General features: G+C 51.7%; 20 protein-coding genes and 1 riboswitch. Of the genes, 12 read left to right on the top strand and 8 right to left on the bottom strand.

Annotated features, from left to right (window positions below; genetic code table 11):
* The first annotated feature begins 33 nt into the window (after positions 1-33).
* The 9 genes from JL719_RS02510 to JL719_RS02470 all read left to right on the top strand — a co-directional run bounded on the left by JL719_RS02510 (position 34) and on the right by JL719_RS02470 (position 10,760).
* Positions 34-456: a hypothetical protein gene (locus JL719_RS02510; protein WP_129871332.1), complete on the top strand. Its 423-nt coding sequence runs from the start codon at positions 34-36 to the stop codon at positions 454-456.
* Positions 453-2,999, top strand: coding sequence for a putative bifunctional diguanylate cyclase/phosphodiesterase (locus tag JL719_RS02505; RefSeq protein ID WP_051669752.1), 2,547 nt, complete (start codon positions 453-455; stop codon positions 2,997-2,999). The genes JL719_RS02510 and JL719_RS02505 overlap by 4 nt, the downstream gene beginning before the upstream one ends.
* Before the next feature lie 119 nt (positions 3,000-3,118).
* The gene (locus JL719_RS02500; RefSeq protein WP_033155853.1) at positions 3,119-4,873 is read left to right on the top strand and encodes a methyl-accepting chemotaxis protein; all 1,755 of its coding nucleotides are present in this window, start codon (positions 3,119-3,121) and stop codon (positions 4,871-4,873) included.
* 184 nt (positions 4,874-5,057) lie between these two features.
* Entirely contained in the window at positions 5,058-6,101 is a 1,044-nt protein-coding gene (locus JL719_RS02495; RefSeq protein WP_033155852.1) for a tRNA (5-methylaminomethyl-2-thiouridylate)-methyltransferase, read from the top strand.
* Entirely contained in the window at positions 6,098-6,322 is a 225-nt protein-coding gene (locus JL719_RS02490) for a sulfurtransferase TusA family protein (protein ID WP_033155851.1), read from the top strand. The genes JL719_RS02495 and JL719_RS02490 overlap by 4 nt, the downstream gene beginning before the upstream one ends.
* Before the next feature lie 363 nt (positions 6,323-6,685).
* The gene (locus tag JL719_RS02485; protein WP_033155850.1) at positions 6,686-7,174 is read left to right on the top strand and encodes a hypothetical protein; all 489 of its coding nucleotides are present in this window, start codon (positions 6,686-6,688) and stop codon (positions 7,172-7,174) included.
* Positions 7,175-7,342: 168 nt separating this feature from the next.
* The gene (locus JL719_RS02480) at positions 7,343-7,909 is read left to right on the top strand and encodes a hypothetical protein (protein ID WP_129871331.1); all 567 of its coding nucleotides are present in this window, start codon (positions 7,343-7,345) and stop codon (positions 7,907-7,909) included.
* 679 nt (positions 7,910-8,588) lie between these two features.
* The gene (argJ, locus tag JL719_RS02475; RefSeq protein WP_033155848.1) at positions 8,589-9,803 is read left to right on the top strand and encodes a bifunctional glutamate N-acetyltransferase/amino-acid acetyltransferase ArgJ; all 1,215 of its coding nucleotides are present in this window, start codon (positions 8,589-8,591) and stop codon (positions 9,801-9,803) included.
* Between the two features lie 12 nt (positions 9,804-9,815).
* On the top strand, positions 9,816-10,760 hold the full coding sequence (locus JL719_RS02470; protein ID WP_033155847.1) for a Nudix family hydrolase: 945 nt from the start codon (positions 9,816-9,818) through the stop codon (positions 10,758-10,760).
* Positions 10,761-10,776: 16 nt separating this feature from the next.
* Here JL719_RS02470 and yacG read toward each other — a convergent pair whose 3' ends face one another.
* From yacG to thiC, 7 genes are all read right to left on the bottom strand, one after another.
* Positions 10,777-10,980 (bottom strand): DNA gyrase inhibitor YacG, encoded by a 204-nt coding sequence (yacG, locus tag JL719_RS02465; RefSeq protein WP_033155846.1) that lies wholly within the window; start codon positions 10,978-10,980, stop codon positions 10,777-10,779.
* Positions 10,980-11,753 carry a cell division protein ZapD gene (zapD, locus tag JL719_RS02460; protein ID WP_051669750.1) on the bottom strand — a complete coding sequence of 258 codons (774 nt, stop codon included), beginning with the start codon at positions 11,751-11,753 and terminating at the stop codon, positions 10,980-10,982. Before zapD ends, yacG begins: the two co-directional genes overlap by 1 nt.
* On the bottom strand, positions 11,750-12,361 hold the full coding sequence (gene coaE / locus JL719_RS02455; RefSeq protein ID WP_033155844.1) for a dephospho-CoA kinase: 612 nt from the start codon (positions 12,359-12,361) through the stop codon (positions 11,750-11,752). The genes zapD and coaE overlap by 4 nt, the downstream gene beginning before the upstream one ends.
* Positions 12,362-12,364: 3 nt before the next feature.
* A complete protein-coding gene (locus tag JL719_RS02450; RefSeq protein WP_033155843.1) occupies positions 12,365-13,231 on the bottom strand; it encodes a prepilin peptidase in 867 nt (288 codons plus the stop codon).
* A 73-nt stretch (positions 13,232-13,304) separates the two neighbouring features.
* Positions 13,305-14,522: a type II secretion system F family protein gene (locus tag JL719_RS02445; RefSeq protein WP_033155842.1), complete on the bottom strand. Its 1,218-nt coding sequence runs from the start codon at positions 14,520-14,522 to the stop codon at positions 13,305-13,307.
* A 2-nt stretch (positions 14,523-14,524) separates the two neighbouring features.
* Positions 14,525-16,240 carry a type IV-A pilus assembly ATPase PilB gene (gene pilB, locus JL719_RS02440; protein WP_033155841.1) on the bottom strand — a complete coding sequence of 572 codons (1,716 nt, stop codon included), beginning with the start codon at positions 16,238-16,240 and terminating at the stop codon, positions 14,525-14,527.
* Positions 16,241-16,441: 201 nt separating this feature from the next.
* Positions 16,442-18,310: a phosphomethylpyrimidine synthase ThiC gene (gene thiC, locus JL719_RS02435; protein WP_033155840.1), complete on the bottom strand. Its 1,869-nt coding sequence runs from the start codon at positions 18,308-18,310 to the stop codon at positions 16,442-16,444.
* A 32-nt stretch (positions 18,311-18,342) separates the two neighbouring features.
* Positions 18,343-18,450, bottom strand: a riboswitch (TPP riboswitch).
* 195 nt (positions 18,451-18,645) lie between these two features.
* Between thiC and JL719_RS02430 the strand changes: the two genes are divergently transcribed.
* Complete coding sequence (locus JL719_RS02430) at positions 18,646-19,050, top strand: hypothetical protein (RefSeq protein ID WP_033155839.1); 405 nt, start codon at positions 18,646-18,648, stop codon at positions 19,048-19,050.
* 4 nt (positions 19,051-19,054) lie between these two features.
* Here JL719_RS02430 and JL719_RS02425 read toward each other — a convergent pair whose 3' ends face one another.
* Positions 19,055-20,059: a polyprenyl synthetase family protein gene (locus JL719_RS02425; RefSeq protein ID WP_051669748.1), complete on the bottom strand. Its 1,005-nt coding sequence runs from the start codon at positions 20,057-20,059 to the stop codon at positions 19,055-19,057.
* A 206-nt stretch (positions 20,060-20,265) separates the two neighbouring features.
* On the opposite strand from JL719_RS02425, the gene rplU reads away from it, so the two are divergent.
* On the top strand, positions 20,266-20,577 hold the full coding sequence (gene rplU / locus JL719_RS02420; protein ID WP_033156113.1) for a 50S ribosomal protein L21: 312 nt from the start codon (positions 20,266-20,268) through the stop codon (positions 20,575-20,577).
* A 17-nt stretch (positions 20,578-20,594) separates the two neighbouring features.
* Positions 20,595-20,852 (top strand): 50S ribosomal protein L27, encoded by a 258-nt coding sequence (gene rpmA / locus JL719_RS02415; RefSeq protein ID WP_020484554.1) that lies wholly within the window; start codon positions 20,595-20,597, stop codon positions 20,850-20,852.
* The last annotated feature ends 16 nt before the right edge of the window (positions 20,853-20,868 follow it).

The raw sequence follows: 20,868 nt of genomic DNA, 5'->3' as shown, positions 1-20,868 counted from the left end.
GATCCAGAATTTTGAATGCATCGGGGTTCATCTATGCAAGTATCGGTAACAGGTGAATGGTTTGAGGTGACTATCCGTAACACGTTGGAGTTTGCAAAATGCCATGAATTACTGGCGTCGTGCAAGGCTCACACCAAAGTCAATACGCGCGCCGGCGCCAGGATAACACTCGAGAATATCCCTACATTCAATATGTGCGGCATCGCCACCATCTCGCTAATCTGCGATTGGATGCAGGCCGGCGTCGAGCTGAATCTGCAAGGCTGTGGCGGCGACGTACATCAGATTTTCGATACCGGCATATTCGATAAATACTTCAGCAAACACACCCCCTACATTCGCACCACCCACCATGTGCCTGGAGCGCACAAAGCCGCGTTTAGCCAAGGATTGCCCGATACGCAAAACCCGCCCACGGTTACGTCCGGACCAAACCGTGCTGGAAAATTAGCGTGAAAACACCATTCTTCGATTTTTTCAGTGCGGGCGGACTGATGCCGCACGGGTTTTGCCTAAAGTGGACGCCCGGCCTGCTGTGGTCGTATGTGATTTCCGATGCCTTAATCACTCTGGCCTATTTCGCGATTGCCGTCATTCTGGCTTATGTCGTATCACAGCGCCGAGACCTGAAATTTCGCGGCATCTATTTGATGTTCAGCTCATTTATTCTGGCCTGCGGGGCATCGCACTTGATGTCCATCTTCCTGATCTGGCAACCCTTGTATTGGTTGGATACCGCCATAAAAGCCTTGACGGCGACCATCTCCCTGGCAGCGGCAATATTGCTGATCAAGTTGGTGCCGCATGCATTGAAACTACCGAGCAATCGGCAACTGGCAGCCGAAATTGCCGTGCGCACGCAGGCGCAACAGGATCTACAGGAAAGCGAAAGCAAGCTAAAAGCCCTCAGCCAGCAACTCATCAGCCTGATAGAAGCCATTCCCGACGCTATTCTGTTCAAAGACGGCGACGGCCGCTTGTTATTCGCCAATGAGCACGCGCAACAGTTATTCCGATTTGACGGTATGGATTGGCAGGGCAAGACCTATCTGGAACTGGCCGATCAACAGCCGGACGCACTGGACAAGCATATAAAACTATTTTCGGATGAAGAAGCGGTATGGCAGGCCGGACACTTGATCATGTTCGAAGATCATATTCTCAACGACGAGGGCCGCTTGATCGAAATAGAGGTACGCAAAACGCCGATTTACCAAGAAAACGGCCAACGCAAAGGCATGGTGGTGATTAGCCGGGACATCAGCAACATCCGCTGGGCGGAGAGCCAATTGCGCATCGCCGAGCGCGCTATCGAATCCCAGGAAGGGATCATGATTACCGATGAAAATAATATCATCCTGCGCGTCAACAACGCCTTCACCCGGCTGACCGGTTATCAGCCGGACGAAGTTATCGGCAACAAACCCTCGATTTTAAAATCCGGCCGTCACGGCCAAGAGTTTTACCGGGAAATGTGGGCCGCTCTGAAGCGCGAAAAATTCTGGCAAGGCGAGGTGTGGGACAGGCGTAAAAACGGCGACGTTTACCCGAAGTGGCTGACAATCAGCGTAGTAACCGGCGCGGACGGCCACACTTGCAACTACGTGGCGGCCTTTACCGACATTAGCCAGCACAAGGAAGCGCAAGCCGCCATTCACCGCCTGGCTTATTACGATCCACTCACCGACCTGCCCAATCGCCGCCTGTTGCAAGACCGGCTACAGCAGGCCTTACACAACAGCCGTTGCGCGCGTAAGCACGGCGCGGTGTTGATGATCGACGTTGATAACTTCAAAACGATTAACGATACCCAGGGCCACCAAATCGGCGATCAGCTACTAATAGAGATTGCCTCGCGCCTAAAGGCCTGCGTCCGTCAAGGCGATACCGTTGCCCGGCTGGGCGGCGACGAATTTATCGTGCTGCTGGAAAATCTGGGCAGCGCGCAAGCAGAGGCAACCGCGAATGCCGAAGACGTTGCACACAAAATATTGTGCGCCATCAATACCGGCATGTTGTTAAACGGCAAGGAACATCTCGGCTCCATCAGTATCGGCATTGCCATATTCGACGAACACAACAACTCGTTCGACGACACGCTGAGGCGCGCCGACGCGGCGCTGTACCAGGCCAAGGATGCCGGCCGCAACACGCTGCGCTTCTTCGATCCACAGATGCAGGCCTTGTTGGAATCGCGCGTACTGCTGGAGTTCGATTTACGCCATGCCCAGGCCCAAGATCAGCTAAGCCTACATTACCAACCCCAGGTCGATAAAAACGCCCAGATTTTTGGCGCAGAAGTGCTATTACGCTGGAAACATCCGCAAAAAGGCATGATTTCGCCGGCCGAGTTTATCCCGCTAGCCGAAGAATCCGGCTTGATTCTGCCTATCGGCGAATGGGTGTTGCAATGTGCCTGCGAGCAACTCAAGGCCTGGGAACAAAATCCGCTCACCCAGCATTTACAGCTTGCCGTCAATGTAAGCGCCAGACAGTTCCGTCAAGCCGATTTCGTCGAATCGATCTGCCGAATTCTTAACAACTCGGGCGCCAACTCGGCAAAACTCAAACTGGAATTGACCGAAAGCATGGTATTGCACGATGTCGAAGACGCCATTGAAAAAATGCAAACGCTGAAATCATTGGGCGTACGTTTTTCGATGGACGACTTCGGCACCGGATATTCCTCACTGAGTTATCTAAAGAAGTTGCCGCTTAGCCAACTCAAAATCGATCAAAGCTTTGTGCGTGACCTTATCGTTGACCCTAACGATGCGGTCATTGCCCAAACCATTATCGGCATGGGCCACAACCTGGGCCTGAATGTGATTGCGGAAGGGGTGGAAACCCAGGATCAACGCATCTGCCTGGAGCGTATAGGCTGCGATGCCTTTCAAGGCTACCTGTTCGGCAAACCCATGCCCTTACCTGAATTCGAACGTGTAATACACAGCTTGAACCGGGCGATTCGACCGGAAAACATCCGCAACGGCAGCTAAATGGCCGTCATTTTAAGCCCTCATTGATTGTCTACACGACTTGGCGACATGGCATGTTTGATCGTCCATCCGCCGTTTCACTCACTCTTATAACAATAAATTTAACGGGGGGAAATCTTATGTTCTTAATGAACTGGCATTCGGTGGGAGTCAAAGTGGTAGCCATTACCACGGGCATACTCTTCGTCCTGAGCTTGGGCTTGTTGTTGATGTTTGCCAACATCGAAAAACAAAAACTGATAGACCGCAAGATTGAATCGTCCCGACAATTACTGCTGCTTTCCGAATCGATTCGCGACAATGTAGCCAAAAATTGGGAAAGCGGCCTTTACTCGCCGGAGTACCTCCGGCAGTTGGTGCAAGGCAAGGATGAAGCCAGCCGCCGGTCGTTGATTATCGCGACCGTCCCCACCGCCAATGCCTGGGACGTGATAGAAGCCAAAGCCAAGGAAGGCGGTTTTCGTTTTAAAGCGCCGGCACTGAATCCGCGCAATCCGCCCAGAAACATGCCGGACCAACTGGAACAACAGGTTTTGGACAAATTCAAAAAAGACCCGGCGCTAACCGAATACAGCATGGTCGACGAAGAGAAACAAGAAATTCGCTATTTCAGACCGGTGAAAATGACCAAACAATGCGAGCTTTGTCACGGCGACCCGCAAACCTCGCAAGCCTTATGGGGCAACGGCAAGGGCCAGGATTTACTCGGTTATGCCATGGAAAACCGCCGGACCGGCGACTTGCACGGCGCATTCGAAATCATCACTCCCTTCAGCAACGCCTTTAGCGAGTTAAAACAAACCGTGTTTTATGCTGTCGGCTTTTTGGGGTTGACGCTTTTAATCATCGGTATCACCGGTTATCTGGTGATGAGCAAAATCATCATCGGCCCACTGACTGCATTGGCGCTGAACCTGCAAGCCATTTGCAGCGGAGACGGCGATTTGCGCGCCAGGCTCAGCGCGTCGGGTAAATCCGAGTTTGCCTGGGTGGCCTCCAGTTTTAATGCCTTCGTGAAGAAAATCGCCAAAACCGTTGAAGAAATCAGCGTGACCAGCGACCGACTGGCTCAGGCCGCCAACAAACTGGCAACCATCACCCAATCCACCCAACAAGGCGTAGAGCGGCAATTGCAAGAAACCACGCTGGTGGCCAATGCGATGAAACAAATGACATCGACTGTACAAGAGGTTGCCAAAAACGCGGTCAAAGCATCCGAAGCCGCCGAAAATGCGGACCGGGAAGCCACGTCAGGCAAAAATATCGTCACGCAAGCAGTTGGCGGTATTAACGAATTAGCCACCGAAGTGGAAAATGCCGCCAATGTGATTCACGATCTGGAAACCGACAGCAACAGCATAGGCGAAGTATTAAGCGTGATTCAGGGCATCGCCGAGCAAACCAATTTATTGGCGTTGAATGCAGCCATTGAAGCGGCCCGCGCCGGCGAGCAAGGCCGCGGCTTTGCAGTGGTGGCGGATGAAGTCCGCACCTTGGCCAGCCGCACGCAAAACTCGACGCTGGAAATCCGCCAAACCATAGAAAGGTTGCAAGGCCGGGCGAAACAAGCGGTTTCGGTGATGGAAAACGGCAGAAAACGCGCCGCCTCCAGTGTTGAGCAAGCCGCTTCGGCAGGTGATTCGATCAATACCATCAGCGAGAGAATATTTACCATCAACGACATGAATAATCAGATCGCCACCGCCGCAGAGCAACAGACAGCGGTCGCGGAAGAAATTAACCGTAATGTCAGCAATATCAGCTATGTGTCCCAGGAAACCTCCAGCGGCGCCAAACATACCGCCGATGCCTGCCATGAGTTGCTTGAGCTGGCCAATCAATTACGCCAGACGGTTGGCCATTTTAGAATTTAAAGCCATCGCTTCGCCGGCCGTCAGCGGCCGGCGAATCACCGACCCACCAAGGCAAACCCCTGATTTTTTGGTGGATTTTCCCGCCGAAAGTTGCCCAATTAATTGTTTGCCCACGTCGCTGACGGCCGCATATTGCTGAAATCCACAGTATAATGCGGCGTTTTTCCTGCTAGACATATGAGTTATGAGTCAACAAAGAAAAGCGGTGGCGCTGATTTCCGGCGGTCTGGACTCCATGCTGGCTACCCAAGCCATCCTTGAGCAAGGTATCCACGTCGAGGGCATCAATTTTTTCACCGGCTTTTGCGTGGAAGGCCACACCCATGCGATACGCAAGCAAGACGCCGACAAGGTCAAGCGCAACAACTCGCTGTGGGTGGCCGAGCAGTTGGGTATCAAACTGCATATCATCGATGTTATCGAAGAATACAAAAACGTCCTTCTAAACCCCAAGCACGGTTACGGTGCCAACCTAAACCCTTGCCTGGATTGCAAGATTTTCATGGTCAACAAGGCCAAACAGTGGATGGTGGAAAACGGCTTCGATTTCATCATCACCGGCGAAGTGGTCGGCCAACGCCCCATGTCGCAGCGCAAACAAACCATGCCTATTGTCGCCGCTCAATCGGGTGCCGACGATTTATTGGTCAGGCCTTTATCAGCGCAAAATTTGCCTGCCACCTTACCGGAGCGCGAAGGCTGGATCAGCCGGGAAAAACTATTCGGCTTTAGCGGTCGGTCACGCAAACCGCAGATGACGTTGGCTAAAGAGTATGGTTTTACCGACTATGCCCAACCGGCCGGCGGCTGCTGTTTTTTGACCGACGAAGCTTATTCTTTAAAGTTGGTCGATCTATGGAAGGCGCGCGGCGAACGCGATTACGATCTGGACGATGTGATGCTGCTGAAAGTGGGTAGGCATATTCGCCCCAAACCGCATTTTAAAGTCATCATTGCTCGCGAGGACGGCGAGGCCCGTTTCATGAGCGGTTATAAAAAAGAGTTTGTCAGTATGAACTGCGCCAGCCATCGCGGCCCGCTAGCCTTAATCGACGGCACGCCCAGCGAAGATGACCTGATTCAAGCCGCGCAGATTACCGCGCGCTACGGCCAGGGCCGCGAAGCCGAGCAGGTGGAAGTGACCATCCGCGACCGGGAAGGCAACGAACGCAATGTGTTCGTTAAGCCTTTGCTCGCCGACGACATTCCACAGGAGTGGTTCGTATGAGTGAACATGTTTTGAACGCCCGCCGCTTGCTCTGCCCCTTGCCGGTGATCCGCACTCAGGACAAGGTCAAGACCTTGCAAGCCGGCGACGTGCTGACTGTGGAATGTACCGATCCGGGGGTGATGCAGGATATTCCGGCTTGGTGTCGGATTAATGGGCATAGGGTGTTGGAGACTCGTACGGGTGATGGGGAGTATGTGATTGTTTTGGAAGTGGGATGAGTTGGTTCTGGTCGATTGAGTTGTTGTGTCGCTATCGCGACGGGTTGATTTAACGTCGGGTCTCGGCCCGACAGCCGAGATACTTTCTTTTGCATCGCCAAAAGAAAGTATCCAAAGAAAAGGCGACCCGGACGCCGCTTTGATCCTGCGCGCCGAAGCTTTCGACGGGGATCGACAGAAGGGGCTTCCTGCCCCTCTGTCGATGTGCGGAATCCATGCCGCACCCCTACGGGCTATTCCCGCCAAAAGCTCCGGTGCTCGGCGCGGCATACAGGAGGAAAAACCGTCGCGACAGAAATGAACGATTTATATGCGAACACTGGACGATATACAGAAACCATTTAAATACTTGTTAGGCGCAATATGACTTGTTACACAGGATGCGATTGTTGCTGTAGCGCGGAAGGCCGCGAATTCGATGAGATAATCTCGGAGGAAACTCAAATCGAAGTGTCAGCGAAAGATTTAGCGCATTCGAATTTAGGCTGGTTCTGTGGTTTCCATGATCTAAAAAATGGGGCGTGGCCGATTTCAGAAAATGATGGCGTCTATTTGCTTTGGGAGAAAAACGATTATTGTCCTAAGCATGATCGATTTCATGCTAGGGCGATTTATGTAGGTAAAGGTTTCGTGAAAAAGCGAATCTTCGATCACGCCAACAGCAAGGGATTCACCGAAGAAAATATCGTCTATTTTACATTTATTGACATCGCCAACAGAAAAGCCAAGTACGTAGAACAGCTCTTGCTCGATCTTTATGATTTTCCGTTGAACAAAGCAGAGAATCGTGGAACAGGAAGGTTTTGCGCTTACATCACGCAGAGTGAAGCCGATTTTGGCTTTTCCAAGTAGAAAGTGCCTAACAAGGCCATGAGATCAGATGCAATAGACTCCGCATCGCTTGCGCACGGCCACCCGAAGCCCGGTAGGTCACGTTGCCGCGATAGCGGTTATGTAACAATTAAAGTCCTGTAGGGCACGTATCAAGTACCTTATGATGAACAAAAGTTAGAGAAATATATGTTTAGTCGGAAATTAGTTGTATCGCTTTCAGTGTTATTTACAGTTAGCTCAACAGCTTATCCATGCAAACGCCCAGATTTCGAAGCATTGATTCATATGAATCAACATGAATTAAGTCAAGATGGGTGCGTCAAAGAGCATGTAAAACTACATTTAAAGAATCAACCCATTAAGGTAATTAAAATTGCGGAAAAACTAAAGCGTAAAGGGCTCCTTGACGGGCCTTCTCTTGAAGTAGAAGCTTCAGCTTTTTATGATCTTGGGCTGTATAGCGACGCATTAAAGGCACATCTATTGTCAAAAACGACGCCTGTCCAATGTAAAACATTCTCGCCCTGTGTTTGGAAATATTGGGATGGTGATGATCACTGGATAAACTCTTTTTATTACCAAGCCAATGGTGATATAGGCAAGGCGGAAGAAGAATTGAAAGCCGGTGATTTAGAATTTTTTAAATCATGCCAAAGGGATGATCCGCGTATTGAAACGGCTAATTATTGTTCCGAGGTACGTAATCGGTTAGTTAATTCTATTAAATCTAGTTTTAGTAAAGATAGCCCCTAAAATTTCAACCCTACTGTTTAGGCAAGCAATGCAGACGAAGCCCGGTAGGTCACGTTGCGGTGATAGCGGTTACGTGACAATTTAAACCAAAGTGTCAGGGAACGCTATCGTGCACCCTGACCTACAATCTGTAAAATATTGGTAGTTGCGCAATGCATACCCTACATATTTCCGATATTTCCTTGAAGTTCAGGACGGTTTTCCTCCCGTATGCCGCGCCGAGCATCGCAGCTTTTGGTGAGATGAACGCGGTAAGGCGCAATCAGTAGGGCGTCAATAGGCGAAGCCGTATTGCGCCGCATGTTGGCCTTCGATTATTCGGTGCATTACGCTATCGCTAATGCACACTACGAGGGTTAAATAAAAGGCTTTGGGGCGTGAATTACTTGCAAAATTACGGGATGGTTTTGTCCCGTATGCCGCGCCGAGCACCGGAGCTTTTGGACGGATCAGCCCGAAGGGGTGCGGCATGGATGCCGCACGTTGCCGAAGGGGCAGGAAGCCCCTTTCGGCAACCCCGTTCAAAAGCGAGGAGCGGAGGATTAAAGCGGCATCCGGGTGTCTTTTCTTTTGGGTACTTTTCTTTGGACAAGCAAAGAAAAGTACCTCGGCTGTCGGGCCGAGACCCGACGTTAAATCAAGCCGTCGCATTAGCGACACAAATTAACAGGTTACAAAAATGGCAGTAGGACAAATCGACTTCCCCACCATGCATGCCGTTCCCGGCATCAAACTCGGCACCTGCAATGCCGGCATCAAACAAACCGTCCGCGACGATATTTTAGTAATAGAAATGGCGGAAGGCGGCAGTTGCGCGGCGGTGTTTACCCAAAATGCCTTTTGCGCGGCGCCGGTACATATCGCCAAAGCGCACTTATCGCAAAATCCGCGCTGGTTGCTGGTCAATTCCGGCAACGCCAATGCCGGCACCGGTAAACAAGGTCTGCAAGATGCGTTTGCCTGCTGCGCCAATCTGGCCGGCGAAGTCGAGGCCTTGGCACAACAGGTTTTGCCCTTCTCCACTGGCGTCATCGGCGAACCGCTGCCGGTGGAAAAACTCACGGCGGCATTGCCGAGCGCTGTCGCAAACTTGTCTGAAGCACATTGGGATAAAGCCGCGCGCGCGATCATGACCACCGATACATTTCCCAAGGGCGCATCGGTCGTCATCAATATAGCCGGCCATCCGGTGACAATCACCGGCATTTCCAAGGGCGCCGGCATGATTCAACCCAATATGGCCACCATGCTGGGTTTTGTGGCTACCGATGCCCGTATCGAGCAATCGCTGTTGCAACAATGCTTGTCCACGGCAGCGGAAAAATCCTTTAATCGTATTACCGTAGACGGCGACACCTCGACTAACGACGCTTGCGTGCTATTAGCCAGCGGCAGTAGCGCAGCCCCGGAAATTTTGGCCGACAGCGCGGAGTATGCGACCTTCGCCGAAGCCGTGATGACAGTTTGCAAACGCCTGGCGGAACTGATTATTCGCGACGGCGAAGGGGCCACCAAACTGATGAGGATCGTCGTCGAGCAAGCCCGCGATAGCGCCGAGGCGGTGCAAGTCGCCAAAACCATTGCCCATTCGCCCCTGGTGAAAACCGCCTTCTTCGCCAGCGACCCTAACTGGGGGCGGATTCTGGCGGCGATCGGTCGGGCCGGGGTCGAAAACATGGATCTGGATAAAATCGAAATTTACCTAGGCACGGTGTGCATCGTCGAAAACGGCGGCAGAGCCCGCTCTTACACCGAGCAAGACGGTCAGCGCGTGATGAATCAGGAGGAAATCGTTGTCACCGTCAGACTGGGACGCGGCGTGATTAGCGAGGAAGTGCTGACTTGCGACTTTTCCTACGATTACGTGAAAATCAACGCCGAATACCGTACCTAAGCGGCTAAAAGTATGTCAAGCAATAATCAGCGCCTGCATGTCGCGGTCGGCGTAATCCGCGACGGCGACGGCAGGATTTTGATTACCCAACGCGCCAAACACGCGCATCAAGGCGGCTTGTGGGAATTTCCAGGCGGCAAACTGGAAACAGATGAACCGGTACAGCAAGCACTAGCCCGTGAGCTGGCGGAAGAAGTTGGTATTCAGGTAGAAACCGCAACACCGCTGATCAAAATCAACCACGATTACGGCGACAGACAGGTGTTGCTGGATGTCTGGAATGTCACCGCTTTTGCCGGCCAGGCCAAAGGCTGCGAAGGCCAGGCAATGCGCTGGGTTGATGCCGGGCAACTACAGGAGTTTACCTTTCCGGCCGCCAACATCCCGGTTATCGCCGCCGCACAACTCCCGCATTATTACGCCATCCTGGAAGGCCGCAGCGCGACGGAAGCGCTAGGCAATTGCCAACGGATTTTGGCAAACGGTGTCAAGCTGCTGCAATTTCGCGTCAAGTCTTTACCAATTACCTATTTGCAAACTGTCTTCGAACAAGTTTCTCAGCTTTGCCGACAGCAACAGGTTAGCTTGCTGGTCAACGCCGACTTGCCTGTCGATACGGTTCATGCGCAAGGCCTGCACCTGAGCAGCCGCACCTTGCTGGCTTGTCATGAACGGCCAAACGGCTATCGCTGGGTGGCGGCATCCTGCCATAACCTTGATGAACTGCAACACGCGGAAGCACTGGGCCTGGACTTTGCGGTTTTAGCGCCCATCCAAGCGACCGCATCCCATCCGGACGCCACGCCGCTAGGCTGGCAGGCTTTGAGCGAACTGCTCGAGCACATCAATTTACCGGTGTTTGCCTTGGGGGGTTTAGGGAGGCACGACCTGAACCGAGCCCTAGCCGCCGGCGCTCAGGGCATAGCCGGCATCAGCACCTTTTTAGCGACAGATTAGCCGGATAAAATCCGGCTTAGTAGGATTCGAAATCCGAATTTTCGCCGTCTTCGTCAAGCAGCGGCGGACCGGGGATTTTATGGGCTTCGGTAGCCCAATCGCCTAAATCGATCAATTTGCAACGTTCGGAACAGAACGGCTTGAATGGTTCGGCGGCTATCCAGGCTACCGGCTTGCGACAAGTGGGACATGCCACCATAGTCGGGGTATTCGCGGTCATCAGAACATGCAGCGGGTCAAAGAAAATTCAATATCGTCCAACGTCTGGCTGGGCCGGTTTTCGTCCACCGATGGATTCATAAACCGGATGCTGAACCGATGCTTGCCGCCGCTGATTTCGGCAAAACACGGGGTGTCAGCCGCTAAGCCAACTCGAAGCAATTGCACCGGATGGTTTTTATTGTCCAGCGCTAACTGGAAAAACCCGGCTTTGGCAAGCTCCTGCGTGGGTACGCTGCTTTGCCGAATAAAACCCAGGATCAAATCGATCGCCACCCGTATGTCCACGAACGGCTGGGTCCAGCGCTCCAGGTCTTTTTGCTGCTCGGCTTCGTGTTGCTCCAACCAGTAATGAAAAGCCGGCAAATCGAAGGAACAGCTGCCGCCGGGGATGGAGTTGCGCTGCGAGATACTTTGAAACAAATCGCTTTCCATCACGCTGATGCCAATTTTGCCGTTGGCGCTATACAAATTACGGCTGGCTTGATTCAGCTCAAGCAGTATTTCCTGCAATTTCTCATCATCAACGCCATGGCTATGCGCCAGTTGATTCAGTACTTTGGTGTGTCTATCCAGCTCTTTGATCAACTCGGATTTCAAGTCGCTGCGGCTGAAGATCATCAAGATGTCGAGTAAAACCGAAATGGCGGCGCGTTTATCGAAGACCGAAGCGCCCAACATGAAGTGACTGAGCTGTTGAAAGAGTTGCTCCAAGCGCATAAACACCCGAATTCGTTCATTGAGAGGGAATTCGTAGATAGTTTGTGTATTCAAGCCGATTGTGTCCTGACGGTGGCTAATAAAGTGTAGGAATTGTGCAGTCTTTTAATCTGTTCTGCAAGTTGCTCCGGGCCGGCGATATTCTCGATGACATCGTCCGCTTTGCTTAAACGTTCTGGCCGCGACATCTGACTGTCGATGATGGCTTGCACTTGCTGGCGAGTGAGTTTATCGCGCGCAGTAACCCGTGCTATTTGCAAATCCACCGGGCAATCGATCAATAAAACCCGATCCACGACATAAGGATTTTTCGACTCGAGCAGCAGCGGCACGGCAATAATGCAATAGTCGGCCGTTAACTCGCGGACATCCTCCGCGATCTTCCCGTACACCAAGGGATGCATGATGCCATCCAATTCACGCTTTTTGTCCGCATCAGTGAATACCGCATCGCGCAGTCTGGCGCGATTCAAGCTACCGTCCTGGTTAAGCATCTGTTGCCCAAAAGATTTAGCGATCAGCGACAGAACAGGCTGCCCCGGCTCGACCAACTGTCGGGCAATCAGATCTGCATCGACAATCGGAACGCCAAATTCGGCAAACAACCGGCAAACCGTGGATTTACCGCTGCCTATGCCGCCCGTCAGACCAATCTTCAGCATCGCCTACAAACCGGCACTATGCAGATATAAGGCATTCAGCTCCGGCCCGAACAACATCGCCAGCCAGCCGGCCATGGCCAGATAAGGCCCGAAGGGTATCGGTTTGCCGGCATCGCGTTTGCCGAACACGATCATCGCAATGCCGATGACAGCGCCCACCAAAGATGACAGGAGAATAATCAGCGGCAGATATTGCCAGCCCAGCCAGGCACCGAACAGCGCCAGCAGTTTGAAATCGCCATACCCCATCCCTTCCTTGCCGGTCAGCAATTTAAAAAGTTGATAAACGCTCCACAGGCTCAAATAGCCTGCCACCGCACCGATGATCGCGTCGTGGCTATTCGTGTATATATCAAACAGGCTTAACAACAGGCCCAGCCACAGCATCGGCAGCGTGATCGAATCCGGTAATAATTGCTGATCGATGTCGATAAAACTCAATGCGATCAAACACCAAGTCAGAGGTAATGCAAACGCTAAAGCCCAACCGTAACCGAAATGCCAAGCCACCACGGCCGAACATAAACCGGTAAACGCTTCGATAAGCGGGTAACGGATGGCGATTTTCACCCCACAATGTGCGCATTTGCCGCCCAACAACAGGTAACTGATGACCGGAATGTTTTGATAGGCTTTGATTTCGGTTTTGCACGACGGGCAATGCGAGGCCGGCAACATCAGGTTGAACACTTCGCTTGCTTCATCCTGCGGGAGCTGCAAATATTCTCGGCATTCGCGCCGCCAACCCGTCTGCATCATGACCGGCAAACGGTAAATAACCACGTTTAGGAAGCTGCCGACCAGAAGGCCCAGCACGCAAACGACGCTGATCAGAAACAGCGGATAGTGTTGTAGAGTGGCAAAAACCATGGGGAAGAGAGAATATCCGTAATTCGGCCCCGGCACTCGGCGCAACGATAAAGAGTACCGGGGAGTAGCAAAACTAAATAGCCGCGCCCAGCTTGAAGATAGGCAGATACATCGCGACGATCAAACCGCCGACCAAAATGCCCAGGATCACCATGATGATAGGCTCCATCAAACTGCTCAGGTTATCGACCAGGTTATCGACCTCTTCTTCGTAAAAGTCCGCGACTTTATCCAGCATCGCATCAATGGAACCGGACTCCTCGCCGATCGCCACCATTTGTACCACCATATTCGGAAACATGCCGGTGGTCTCCAAGGCAAATTTCAATTGCTGGCCGGTGGAAACGTCGTCGCGCACAGCCATTACCGCTTCGTAGAACAAAATATTGCCGCAAGCCCCTGCCACCGAAACCAGTGCTTCAACCAAGGGTACGCCAGCCGCAGACATGGTGGACAGTGTTCTGGCAAAACGAGCGATGGCCGATTTTTCCAGAATCATCCCGACAACCGGGATTTTCAGCAAAGTTTTATCGAGAAAATGGTTAAACGCCTTCGAGCGCTTTTTAAAATAATTGAACACGTAAGCGGTAATGGCGATCACGCCAATCACCGCCCACCACCATTCCTGCACCCACGCCGACAGCTCAATAACAAATTGGGTAAATGCCGGTAGGTCGGCGCCAAAGCCTTTAAACAAATCCTCAAACACCGGCACCACGAAAATCAGCAAAATCGCGGTGACGATAAACGCCACGACCAACACTGCAATCGGGTAGGTCAATGCTTTTTTAACCTTCTTTTTGATCGATTCGGTTTTTTCTTTGTAGGTGGCAATCTTGTCGAGCAAAGTTTCCAATACCCCGGCATGTTCGCCGGCTTCGACCAAATTGCAGAACAGCGCATCAAAATACAGTGGCTTACGGTTCAAGGCCTGCGCCAAGGTGTCGCCGCCCTCCACGTCGGCCTTTATCGATAACAGCATTTCCGACATGCTTGCGTTGTCGTGCCCCTTGCCGATAATGTCGAATGACTGCACCAACGGCACCCCGGCCTCCAGCATAGTCGCCAACTGCCTGGCGAACACCGCGATGTCGCCGGGCGTGATTTTCTGCACTCTGGCACCGAACAAGGGCTTGGACTTGGCTTTGATACCGATGACCCGAATGCCCATCCGCCTTAATTCGGTGCGCGCAATGACCTCGCTCTTGGCGCTGATGGTGCCTTTGGTTTTCTTGTTTTGCCTATCGAAACCGTCCCAATTGAACTCGATTTGTTCGTCTTGCTTTGCCATGATTATTCCTTGGTGACCCGGTCAATTTCTTGCAGCGAGGTGACGCCTTGCTTAATTTTTAACAGCCCCGACATTCTTAAATCGTTGATTCCTTCACTTTTCGACAATTCCGCCATTTGCATGGAATTACCGCCGTTCAAAATCAGCGCACGCATTTTTTCGGTGATAGGCATTACCTGGTAGATCCCTACCCTGCCCTTGTAACCGTTATTGCAATGTTCGCAACCCACCGGACCGTAGACTTTAAACGTACCGATTTCCTCCTGCTTAAACCCGGCCGACAGCAAGGTGCTTTCCGGATAATCAACTTCTTGCTTACAATGCTCGCATAAGCGCCGCGCCAGCCGTTGCGCCATGATCAAAATCACCGCCGAAACAATATTGAACGGTTCTATGCCCATTTGCACCAAACGGTTGATGGTTTGCGGCGCATCATTGGTATGCAAGGTAGACAACACCATGTGACCGGTTTGCGCCGCCTTGACCGCGATACTGGCGGTTTCCAGGTCGCGAATCTCGCCAACCATGATGATGTCCGGGTCTTGCCGCAAAAACGCCCGTAGCGCTTCGGCAAAGGTCAGGCCGGCCTTGGGATTGACATTGACTTGGTTGATGCCTTCCACGGTGATCTCTACGGGATCTTCGGCGGTGGAAATATTGGTTTCGATGCTGTTCAGAATATTCAGCCCGGTATACAGCGACACGGTTTTACCGCTACCGGTCGGCCCGGTAACCAGCACCATACCGTAAGGCTTGTGGATCGCCTCCAGAAAATTTTTCTGCTGCTCGGGTTCGAAGCCGAGTTTCTCGATACCAATTTGCGCACTGGTCGGATCGAGAATCCGCATTACCACTTTTTCACCGAACAACGTCGGGCAGGTGTTTACCCGAAAATCGATGGCCCGGTTCTTGGAAATCTGCATTTTGATCCGGCCGTCCTGCGGCACCCGCCGTTCGGCAATGTCCATTTTCGACATGACTTTCAGCCGAGAAATAATCCGGTTGGCAATGCCCACCGGCGGACTAGCCACCTCCGATAAAATACCGTCGGCCCGAAAACGGATACGAAACTTTTTCTCGAAAGGCTCCAGGTGTATATCCGAAACGCCGCGTTTGATCGAGTCCAGCAGGATTTTGTTCACAAAACGGACGATAGGCGCGTCATCAATATCCGAGCCTATTGCTTCGTCGGCCGGTTTGCTGTCGTCGCCTGCGGAAATATCGATATTGTCCAGATCGTCGTCCAACAGATCCTTCATCGACGTATCGGCAGCCTCCAGCGCCGTGTCTATCATGCGGATCAGCTTGTCTTCTTCAACCAGAATATTTTCGGTATTGTGCCGGGTATGAAACTTGATCTCGTCCAGCGCCTGAAAATTGGTCGGATCGGCGGTGGCGACAAACAAGCGGTTGCCGCGCTTGAATAAAGGTAAGGCATGATGCTGGCGAATCAATTTCTCGCTGACTAGTTTGATCGGCAAGAATGAAGGGTCTATGGCATCCAGATCGAAAAACGGCACACCAAACTCCGCCGAAGCCAGCGTAGCCACGGTTTTGCTGTCCGCATACTTATGTTCCACCAAATAGCTGATAAACGCTTGTTTACGCTTCTGCGCCTCCTGCAAACAGGTCGCCGCCGATTCCTCGGTCAACAAACCTTTCTGAATCAGGCATTTGACCAAGCCGCTGAAATGGATGTTAGAGGGTGCTGTCGCCATGAAAAAAAGTCTGGATTGGTTTTACTGCAACTAAGTGCTGCAACTATAGATGAAGTAAGGATTTTATCCAAACTCATCAAGCCATGCCCAAGACTTTAACATGGTTATATTGGCATGCCGCCAAGCGCTGTTTTTAAGCTAGCGATCATTTGGAACGGCCGGCGGTGCCAAGAACAGCACCGCCGACGAATAGGACAAGAATCAGATTTCGTGATAAATCGCAGCACCTTCTTCCAGGAACTGCTTGGATTTTTCTTCCATACCAATTTTCAAGGCCTCGGCTTCTTCCAGACCTTTTTGCTCGGCGTAATTGCGCACGTCCTGGGTGATTTTCATCGAGCAGAAATGCGGACCACACATCGAGCAAAAATGCGCGACTTTTGCGGAATCTTTCGGCAAAGTTTCATCATGGAAAGAGCGGGCTTTTTCGGGATCGAGCGCCAAGTTGAACTGGTCTTCCCAGCGGAATTCGAAGCGCGCCTTGGACATGGCGTTATCGCGGATCTGCGCGCCGGGGTGGCCTTTGGCCAAGTCGGCGGCGTGGGCGGCGATCTTGTAAGTGACGATGCCTTCGCGCACATCCTGCTTGTTCGGCAGACCCAAGTGTTCTTTTTGGGTCACGTAGCATAGCATTGCGCAGCCATACCAACCGATGTTGGCGGCGCCGATCGCCGAGGTGATGTGGTCGTAGCCGGGGGCGATGTCGGTGGTCAGTGGGCCCAGGGTGTAGAACGGCGCTTCGTAACAATCTTCCAATTGCTTGTCCATGTTAACCTTGATCATTTGCAACGGCACATGTCCGGGGCCTTCGATCATGGTTTGTACGTCATGTTTCCAGGCGATTTGCGTGAGTTCTCCCAGGGTTTCCAGTTCGCCGAATTGCGCTTCGTCGTTGGCGTCGTAAATCGAGCCCGGACGAAGACCGTCACCCAATGAGAACGACACGTCGTAAGCCTTCATGATTTCGCAGATTTCCTCAAAGTTGGTGTAAAGGAAACTTTCGGTATGGTGAGCTAGACACCATTTGGCCATGATGGAGCCGCCACGCGAAACAATGCCGGTGAGACGCTTGGCGGTTAAAGGCACGTGATGTAGGCGTACCCCGGCATGGATGGTGAAGTAATCCACGCCCTGCTCAGCTTGTTCAATCAGCGTGTCGCGGAAGATTTCCCAAGTCAGTTCCTCGGCTTTACCATCGACTTTTTCCAGGGCTTGGTAAATCGGCACCGTGCCGATAGGCACCGGCGAATTGCGCAAGATCCATTCGCGGGTTTCGTGAATGTTCTTGCCGGTCGATAAGTCCATGATGGTGTCAGCACCCCAACGGATGCCCCACAGCATTTTCTCGACCTCTTCTTCGATAGAAGACGTCACGGCAGAGTTACCTAGGTTACCGTTAATCTTGACCAGGAAGTTGCGGCCGATAATCATCGGCTCTAATTCGGGATGGTTGATGTTGGCCGGGATAATCGCACGGCCTCTGGCAACTTCGGAACGGACAAATTCTGGCGTGATAAACGACTGAATGTTCGCGCCGTAGGAAAAACCGGGATGCTGACCTTGGTAACGGTCGCGCATTGCTTCGAGATTTTGGTTTTCGCGGATAGCGATGTATTCCATTTCCGGGGTAATGATGCCTTTGCGGGCGTAATGCATCTGGCTGACATTGTGACCGGACTGGGCGCGGCGCGGGTTTCGGGTCAATTCGAAACGCAGGTGCGCGGTTTTCGGGTCGTGTAAACGCTCGTGACCATACTTTGAGGTCGGACCTTTCAATAATTCTGTGTCACCGCGCTCCGCAATCCAGTTACCACGAATCGAACCCAAGCCTTTATGTAAATTCACATCCACATTCGGATCAGTGTAAACCCCGGAGGTGTCGTAAACATAAATCGGTGGGTTTTTTTCCGCACCGAAGTGGGCCGGCGTATCCGACATGCTGATCTTACGCATCGGCACTTGAATATCCGCACGACTGCCCTGGATATAAATTTTCTCGGAAGCGGGGTAGGAATCGATTCTTACACTACTACCGGTGTCGGTAGTAATCTCATTGCGGACAGCGCTCATGCTTATCTCCAAAATCTCAATAAATCGCAAGCGCAGGGAAGATAGGGCTTTCCTACGCCGGTGTTAACCGGTTCAGGTTCGAAGGGTTTTTCTCAGCTTTCCGGGCTTGCATACAGCGGAAAGCACCCCTAGCCTTTCAGGTGACTTGCTAAGTTAAATGATAATCGAGCCAATTGCAAGCGCAGCGCCAAGCTCCCAAGGCGCAAAAAGCTTATAAAACAATGGGTTTTAAAGCTCATCAATCCCTCCCGGCGCTCTTGCTATCATAAGCATTCACAGCCAAACCAGAGCATATGCCGCCGCAGCAATCAACGCACTAAAAAACAGGAGAAAACATGGCATCCCAAAAAAAGCAAAGCAAACGCCTGCTCAACGACATAGAGGACTCAGTAAATCAGTTAGTATTTTTGACCAGCGATTTAAGCTTGCTTGCAGACACAAACAAACTGGCGCTAAACCTAAAAACAAACATCGAGACATTAAACCGCCAATTAGCCGGCTTAAAAAAGGCAGAATTTAACGCCACCCTGGCAGAATCGGAGATACTGGAGATATTGGACGAGCTAATCGATAGCGATCCGATCAGCACACTGGAACAACGACTGTTTGCAGCTCATGCTGATCAAGAATCGGGCGAAGTAGGCGAGTTTTTCCAACAGTTGCTCGATAAAATCGAAAAACTGTATTCGCCGCTACTATCGTCCATCCAGCAACTAACTGCGATGCCGGATAAGCTGTAAACGCTCAGTGACTGCGCTGCACCGAGAAGCGCGCCAACTCTTCAAGAGCCTGTTTGTAATCGGAATCAGGCAGGCATTGTAGTGCGGCAATCGCCTTCGCAGCGGCCCTGTCCGCACATTGCTCTGTGTATTCTATGGCGTTGGTGGCCTTAACTACTTCATAGACATCGTTAAACGCCTCGCGCGAACCTTGCCGGATCGCATCGACCACAATTTTAGCCTGCTGCTCGTTCCCGTGCTGGATGGCATAGATCAACGGCAAGGTAGGCTTACCTTCAGCCAGGTCGTCACCCAAGTTTTTACCCAGTTCTTCGCTATTGGCTTTGTAATCCAATGCATCATCTATCAACTGAAACGCCACACCCAATTGCTGACCATAAACCGCCAACGCTTCTTCCGTAGCCGAGTCTGTCGCTGAAACGACTGCCGCCAAGCGCGTGGCGGTACTGAACAAAATGGCAGTTTTGCGAGCAATAACTTCCAAATACCGGGCTTCGCTGGTCTCCGGATTGTTGCAATTTAACAATTGCAACACCTCACCCTCGGCAATCGCGGTGGTGGTTTTGGACATAATGGCCATCACCCGCATGTTATCGGTGCGGACCATCATTTCGAAGGCACTGGAGTACAAATAATCACCTACCAGCACGCTAGCCGCGTTGCCCCACACCGCATTCGCCGACTCCTTGCCGCGCCGCAGAGCCGATTCGTCGACCACATCGTCGTGCAACAACGTCGCGGTATGGATGAATTCGATCACTGCTGCCAAAATCAGATGATGGTCATCAACCTTGCCCAAGGCTTTTGCCGCCAACAGCAAAAGCATCGGTCGTAATCTTTTTCCGCCATTACCGATTATGTAATGCCCAATTTGATTAATCAGCACAACATCGGAACTCAGTTCCTCTAAAATCAACCGGTCGACGGCTTGAGTTTCCGCACTGGTTAAATTTTTGATGGAATCGAAGTCTATAGTGACTGACGCTGGCGTTGAAACTTTAGCTATCATGTGATGTTGTGAACTTGTCGCTCGTTAGCTTATAACGTGAATAACCGGTCATGCTATGAAGAATACTGATTAGTGTCAATAGTACTCCCCGCATAGACCTGTTAGACAGCAGGCTTCCCCTGGAATTTTAGTTTGACTGTGACTTAAATAAAAAATATAATCCTCTGTTCACTATTAACAGATTATGCTTGATGGAGCTTACGCTGATGTATGCGGTAATTCAAACAGGTGGTAAACAGTATCGGGTCGCAGAGGGTACTACCTTAAAAATAGAAAAACTTGAGTTGGGCGCAGGCGACAGCGTAGAGTTCGACAAAGTACTGATGGTCCAATCCGGCGACTCCGTAAAAGTAGGTCAGCCATTTGTCGAAGGCGGCAAAGTGACTGCAACCGTGGTTTCCCAGGGCAGACACAAAAAAGTCAGAATCATTAAATTCAGAAGACGTAAGCACCACATGAAACAAATGGGGCATCGTCAATACTACACAGAAATCCAGATTACTGGCATTTCTGCTTAATATAACGAGGATAAGAAATGGCTCATAAGAAGGCAGGTGGTAGTACTCGTAACGGCCGCGACTCTCAGGCTCAGCGCCTCGGTGTCAAACGTTTCGGTGGTCAAGTGGTTAAAGCCGGCAACATTCTGGTCCGTCAACGCGGCACCCAGTTTCACCCTGGCACCAATGTCGGTATCGGCAAAGACCACACCTTGTTTGCAACAGTCGATGGCAAAGTGGTTTTTGAAGAAAAAGGTCCTAAAAACCGCAAATACGTCAGCATTGCAGCAGCGTAAATTTCTTGGCTGTGCT

Origin of the sequence: Methylomonas sp. LW13 (assembly GCF_016865255.1) — a bacterium.
Taxonomy (GTDB): domain Bacteria; phylum Pseudomonadota; class Gammaproteobacteria; order Methylococcales; family Methylomonadaceae; genus Methylomonas.
This window is presented reverse-complemented; position numbering and strand designations above follow the sequence as displayed.

Coding starts and splice junctions, on each gene's coding strand:
- JL719_RS02510 (WP_129871332.1), top strand. CDS start 34: ATGCAAGTATCGGTAACAGGTGAATGGTTTGAGGTGACTATCCGTAAC.
- JL719_RS02500 (WP_033155853.1), top strand. CDS start 3,119: ATGTTCTTAATGAACTGGCATTCGGTGGGAGTCAAAGTGGTAGCCATT.
- JL719_RS02495 (WP_033155852.1), top strand. CDS start 5,058: ATGAGTCAACAAAGAAAAGCGGTGGCGCTGATTTCCGGCGGTCTGGAC.
- JL719_RS02490 (WP_033155851.1), top strand. CDS start 6,098: ATGAGTGAACATGTTTTGAACGCCCGCCGCTTGCTCTGCCCCTTGCCG.
- JL719_RS02485 (WP_033155850.1), top strand. CDS start 6,686: ATGACTTGTTACACAGGATGCGATTGTTGCTGTAGCGCGGAAGGCCGC.
- JL719_RS02480 (WP_129871331.1), top strand. CDS start 7,343: ATGTTTAGTCGGAAATTAGTTGTATCGCTTTCAGTGTTATTTACAGTT.
- argJ (WP_033155848.1), top strand. CDS start 8,589: ATGGCAGTAGGACAAATCGACTTCCCCACCATGCATGCCGTTCCCGGC.
- JL719_RS02470 (WP_033155847.1), top strand. CDS start 9,816: ATGTCAAGCAATAATCAGCGCCTGCATGTCGCGGTCGGCGTAATCCGC.
- yacG (WP_033155846.1), bottom strand. CDS start 10,980: ATGACCGCGAATACCCCGACTATGGTGGCATGTCCCACTTGTCGCAAG.
- coaE (WP_033155844.1), bottom strand. CDS start 12,361: ATGCTGAAGATTGGTCTGACGGGCGGCATAGGCAGCGGTAAATCCACG.
- JL719_RS02450 (WP_033155843.1), bottom strand. CDS start 13,231: ATGGTTTTTGCCACTCTACAACACTATCCGCTGTTTCTGATCAGCGTC.
- JL719_RS02445 (WP_033155842.1), bottom strand. CDS start 14,522: ATGGCAAAGCAAGACGAACAAATCGAGTTCAATTGGGACGGTTTCGAT.
- pilB (WP_033155841.1), bottom strand. CDS start 16,240: ATGGCGACAGCACCCTCTAACATCCATTTCAGCGGCTTGGTCAAATGC.
- thiC (WP_033155840.1), bottom strand. CDS start 18,310: ATGAGCGCTGTCCGCAATGAGATTACTACCGACACCGGTAGTAGTGTA.
- JL719_RS02430 (WP_033155839.1), top strand. CDS start 18,646: ATGGCATCCCAAAAAAAGCAAAGCAAACGCCTGCTCAACGACATAGAG.
- JL719_RS02425 (WP_051669748.1), bottom strand. CDS start 20,059: ATGATAGCTAAAGTTTCAACGCCAGCGTCAGTCACTATAGACTTCGAT.
- rplU (WP_033156113.1), top strand. CDS start 20,266: ATGTATGCGGTAATTCAAACAGGTGGTAAACAGTATCGGGTCGCAGAG.
- rpmA (WP_020484554.1), top strand. CDS start 20,595: ATGGCTCATAAGAAGGCAGGTGGTAGTACTCGTAACGGCCGCGACTCT.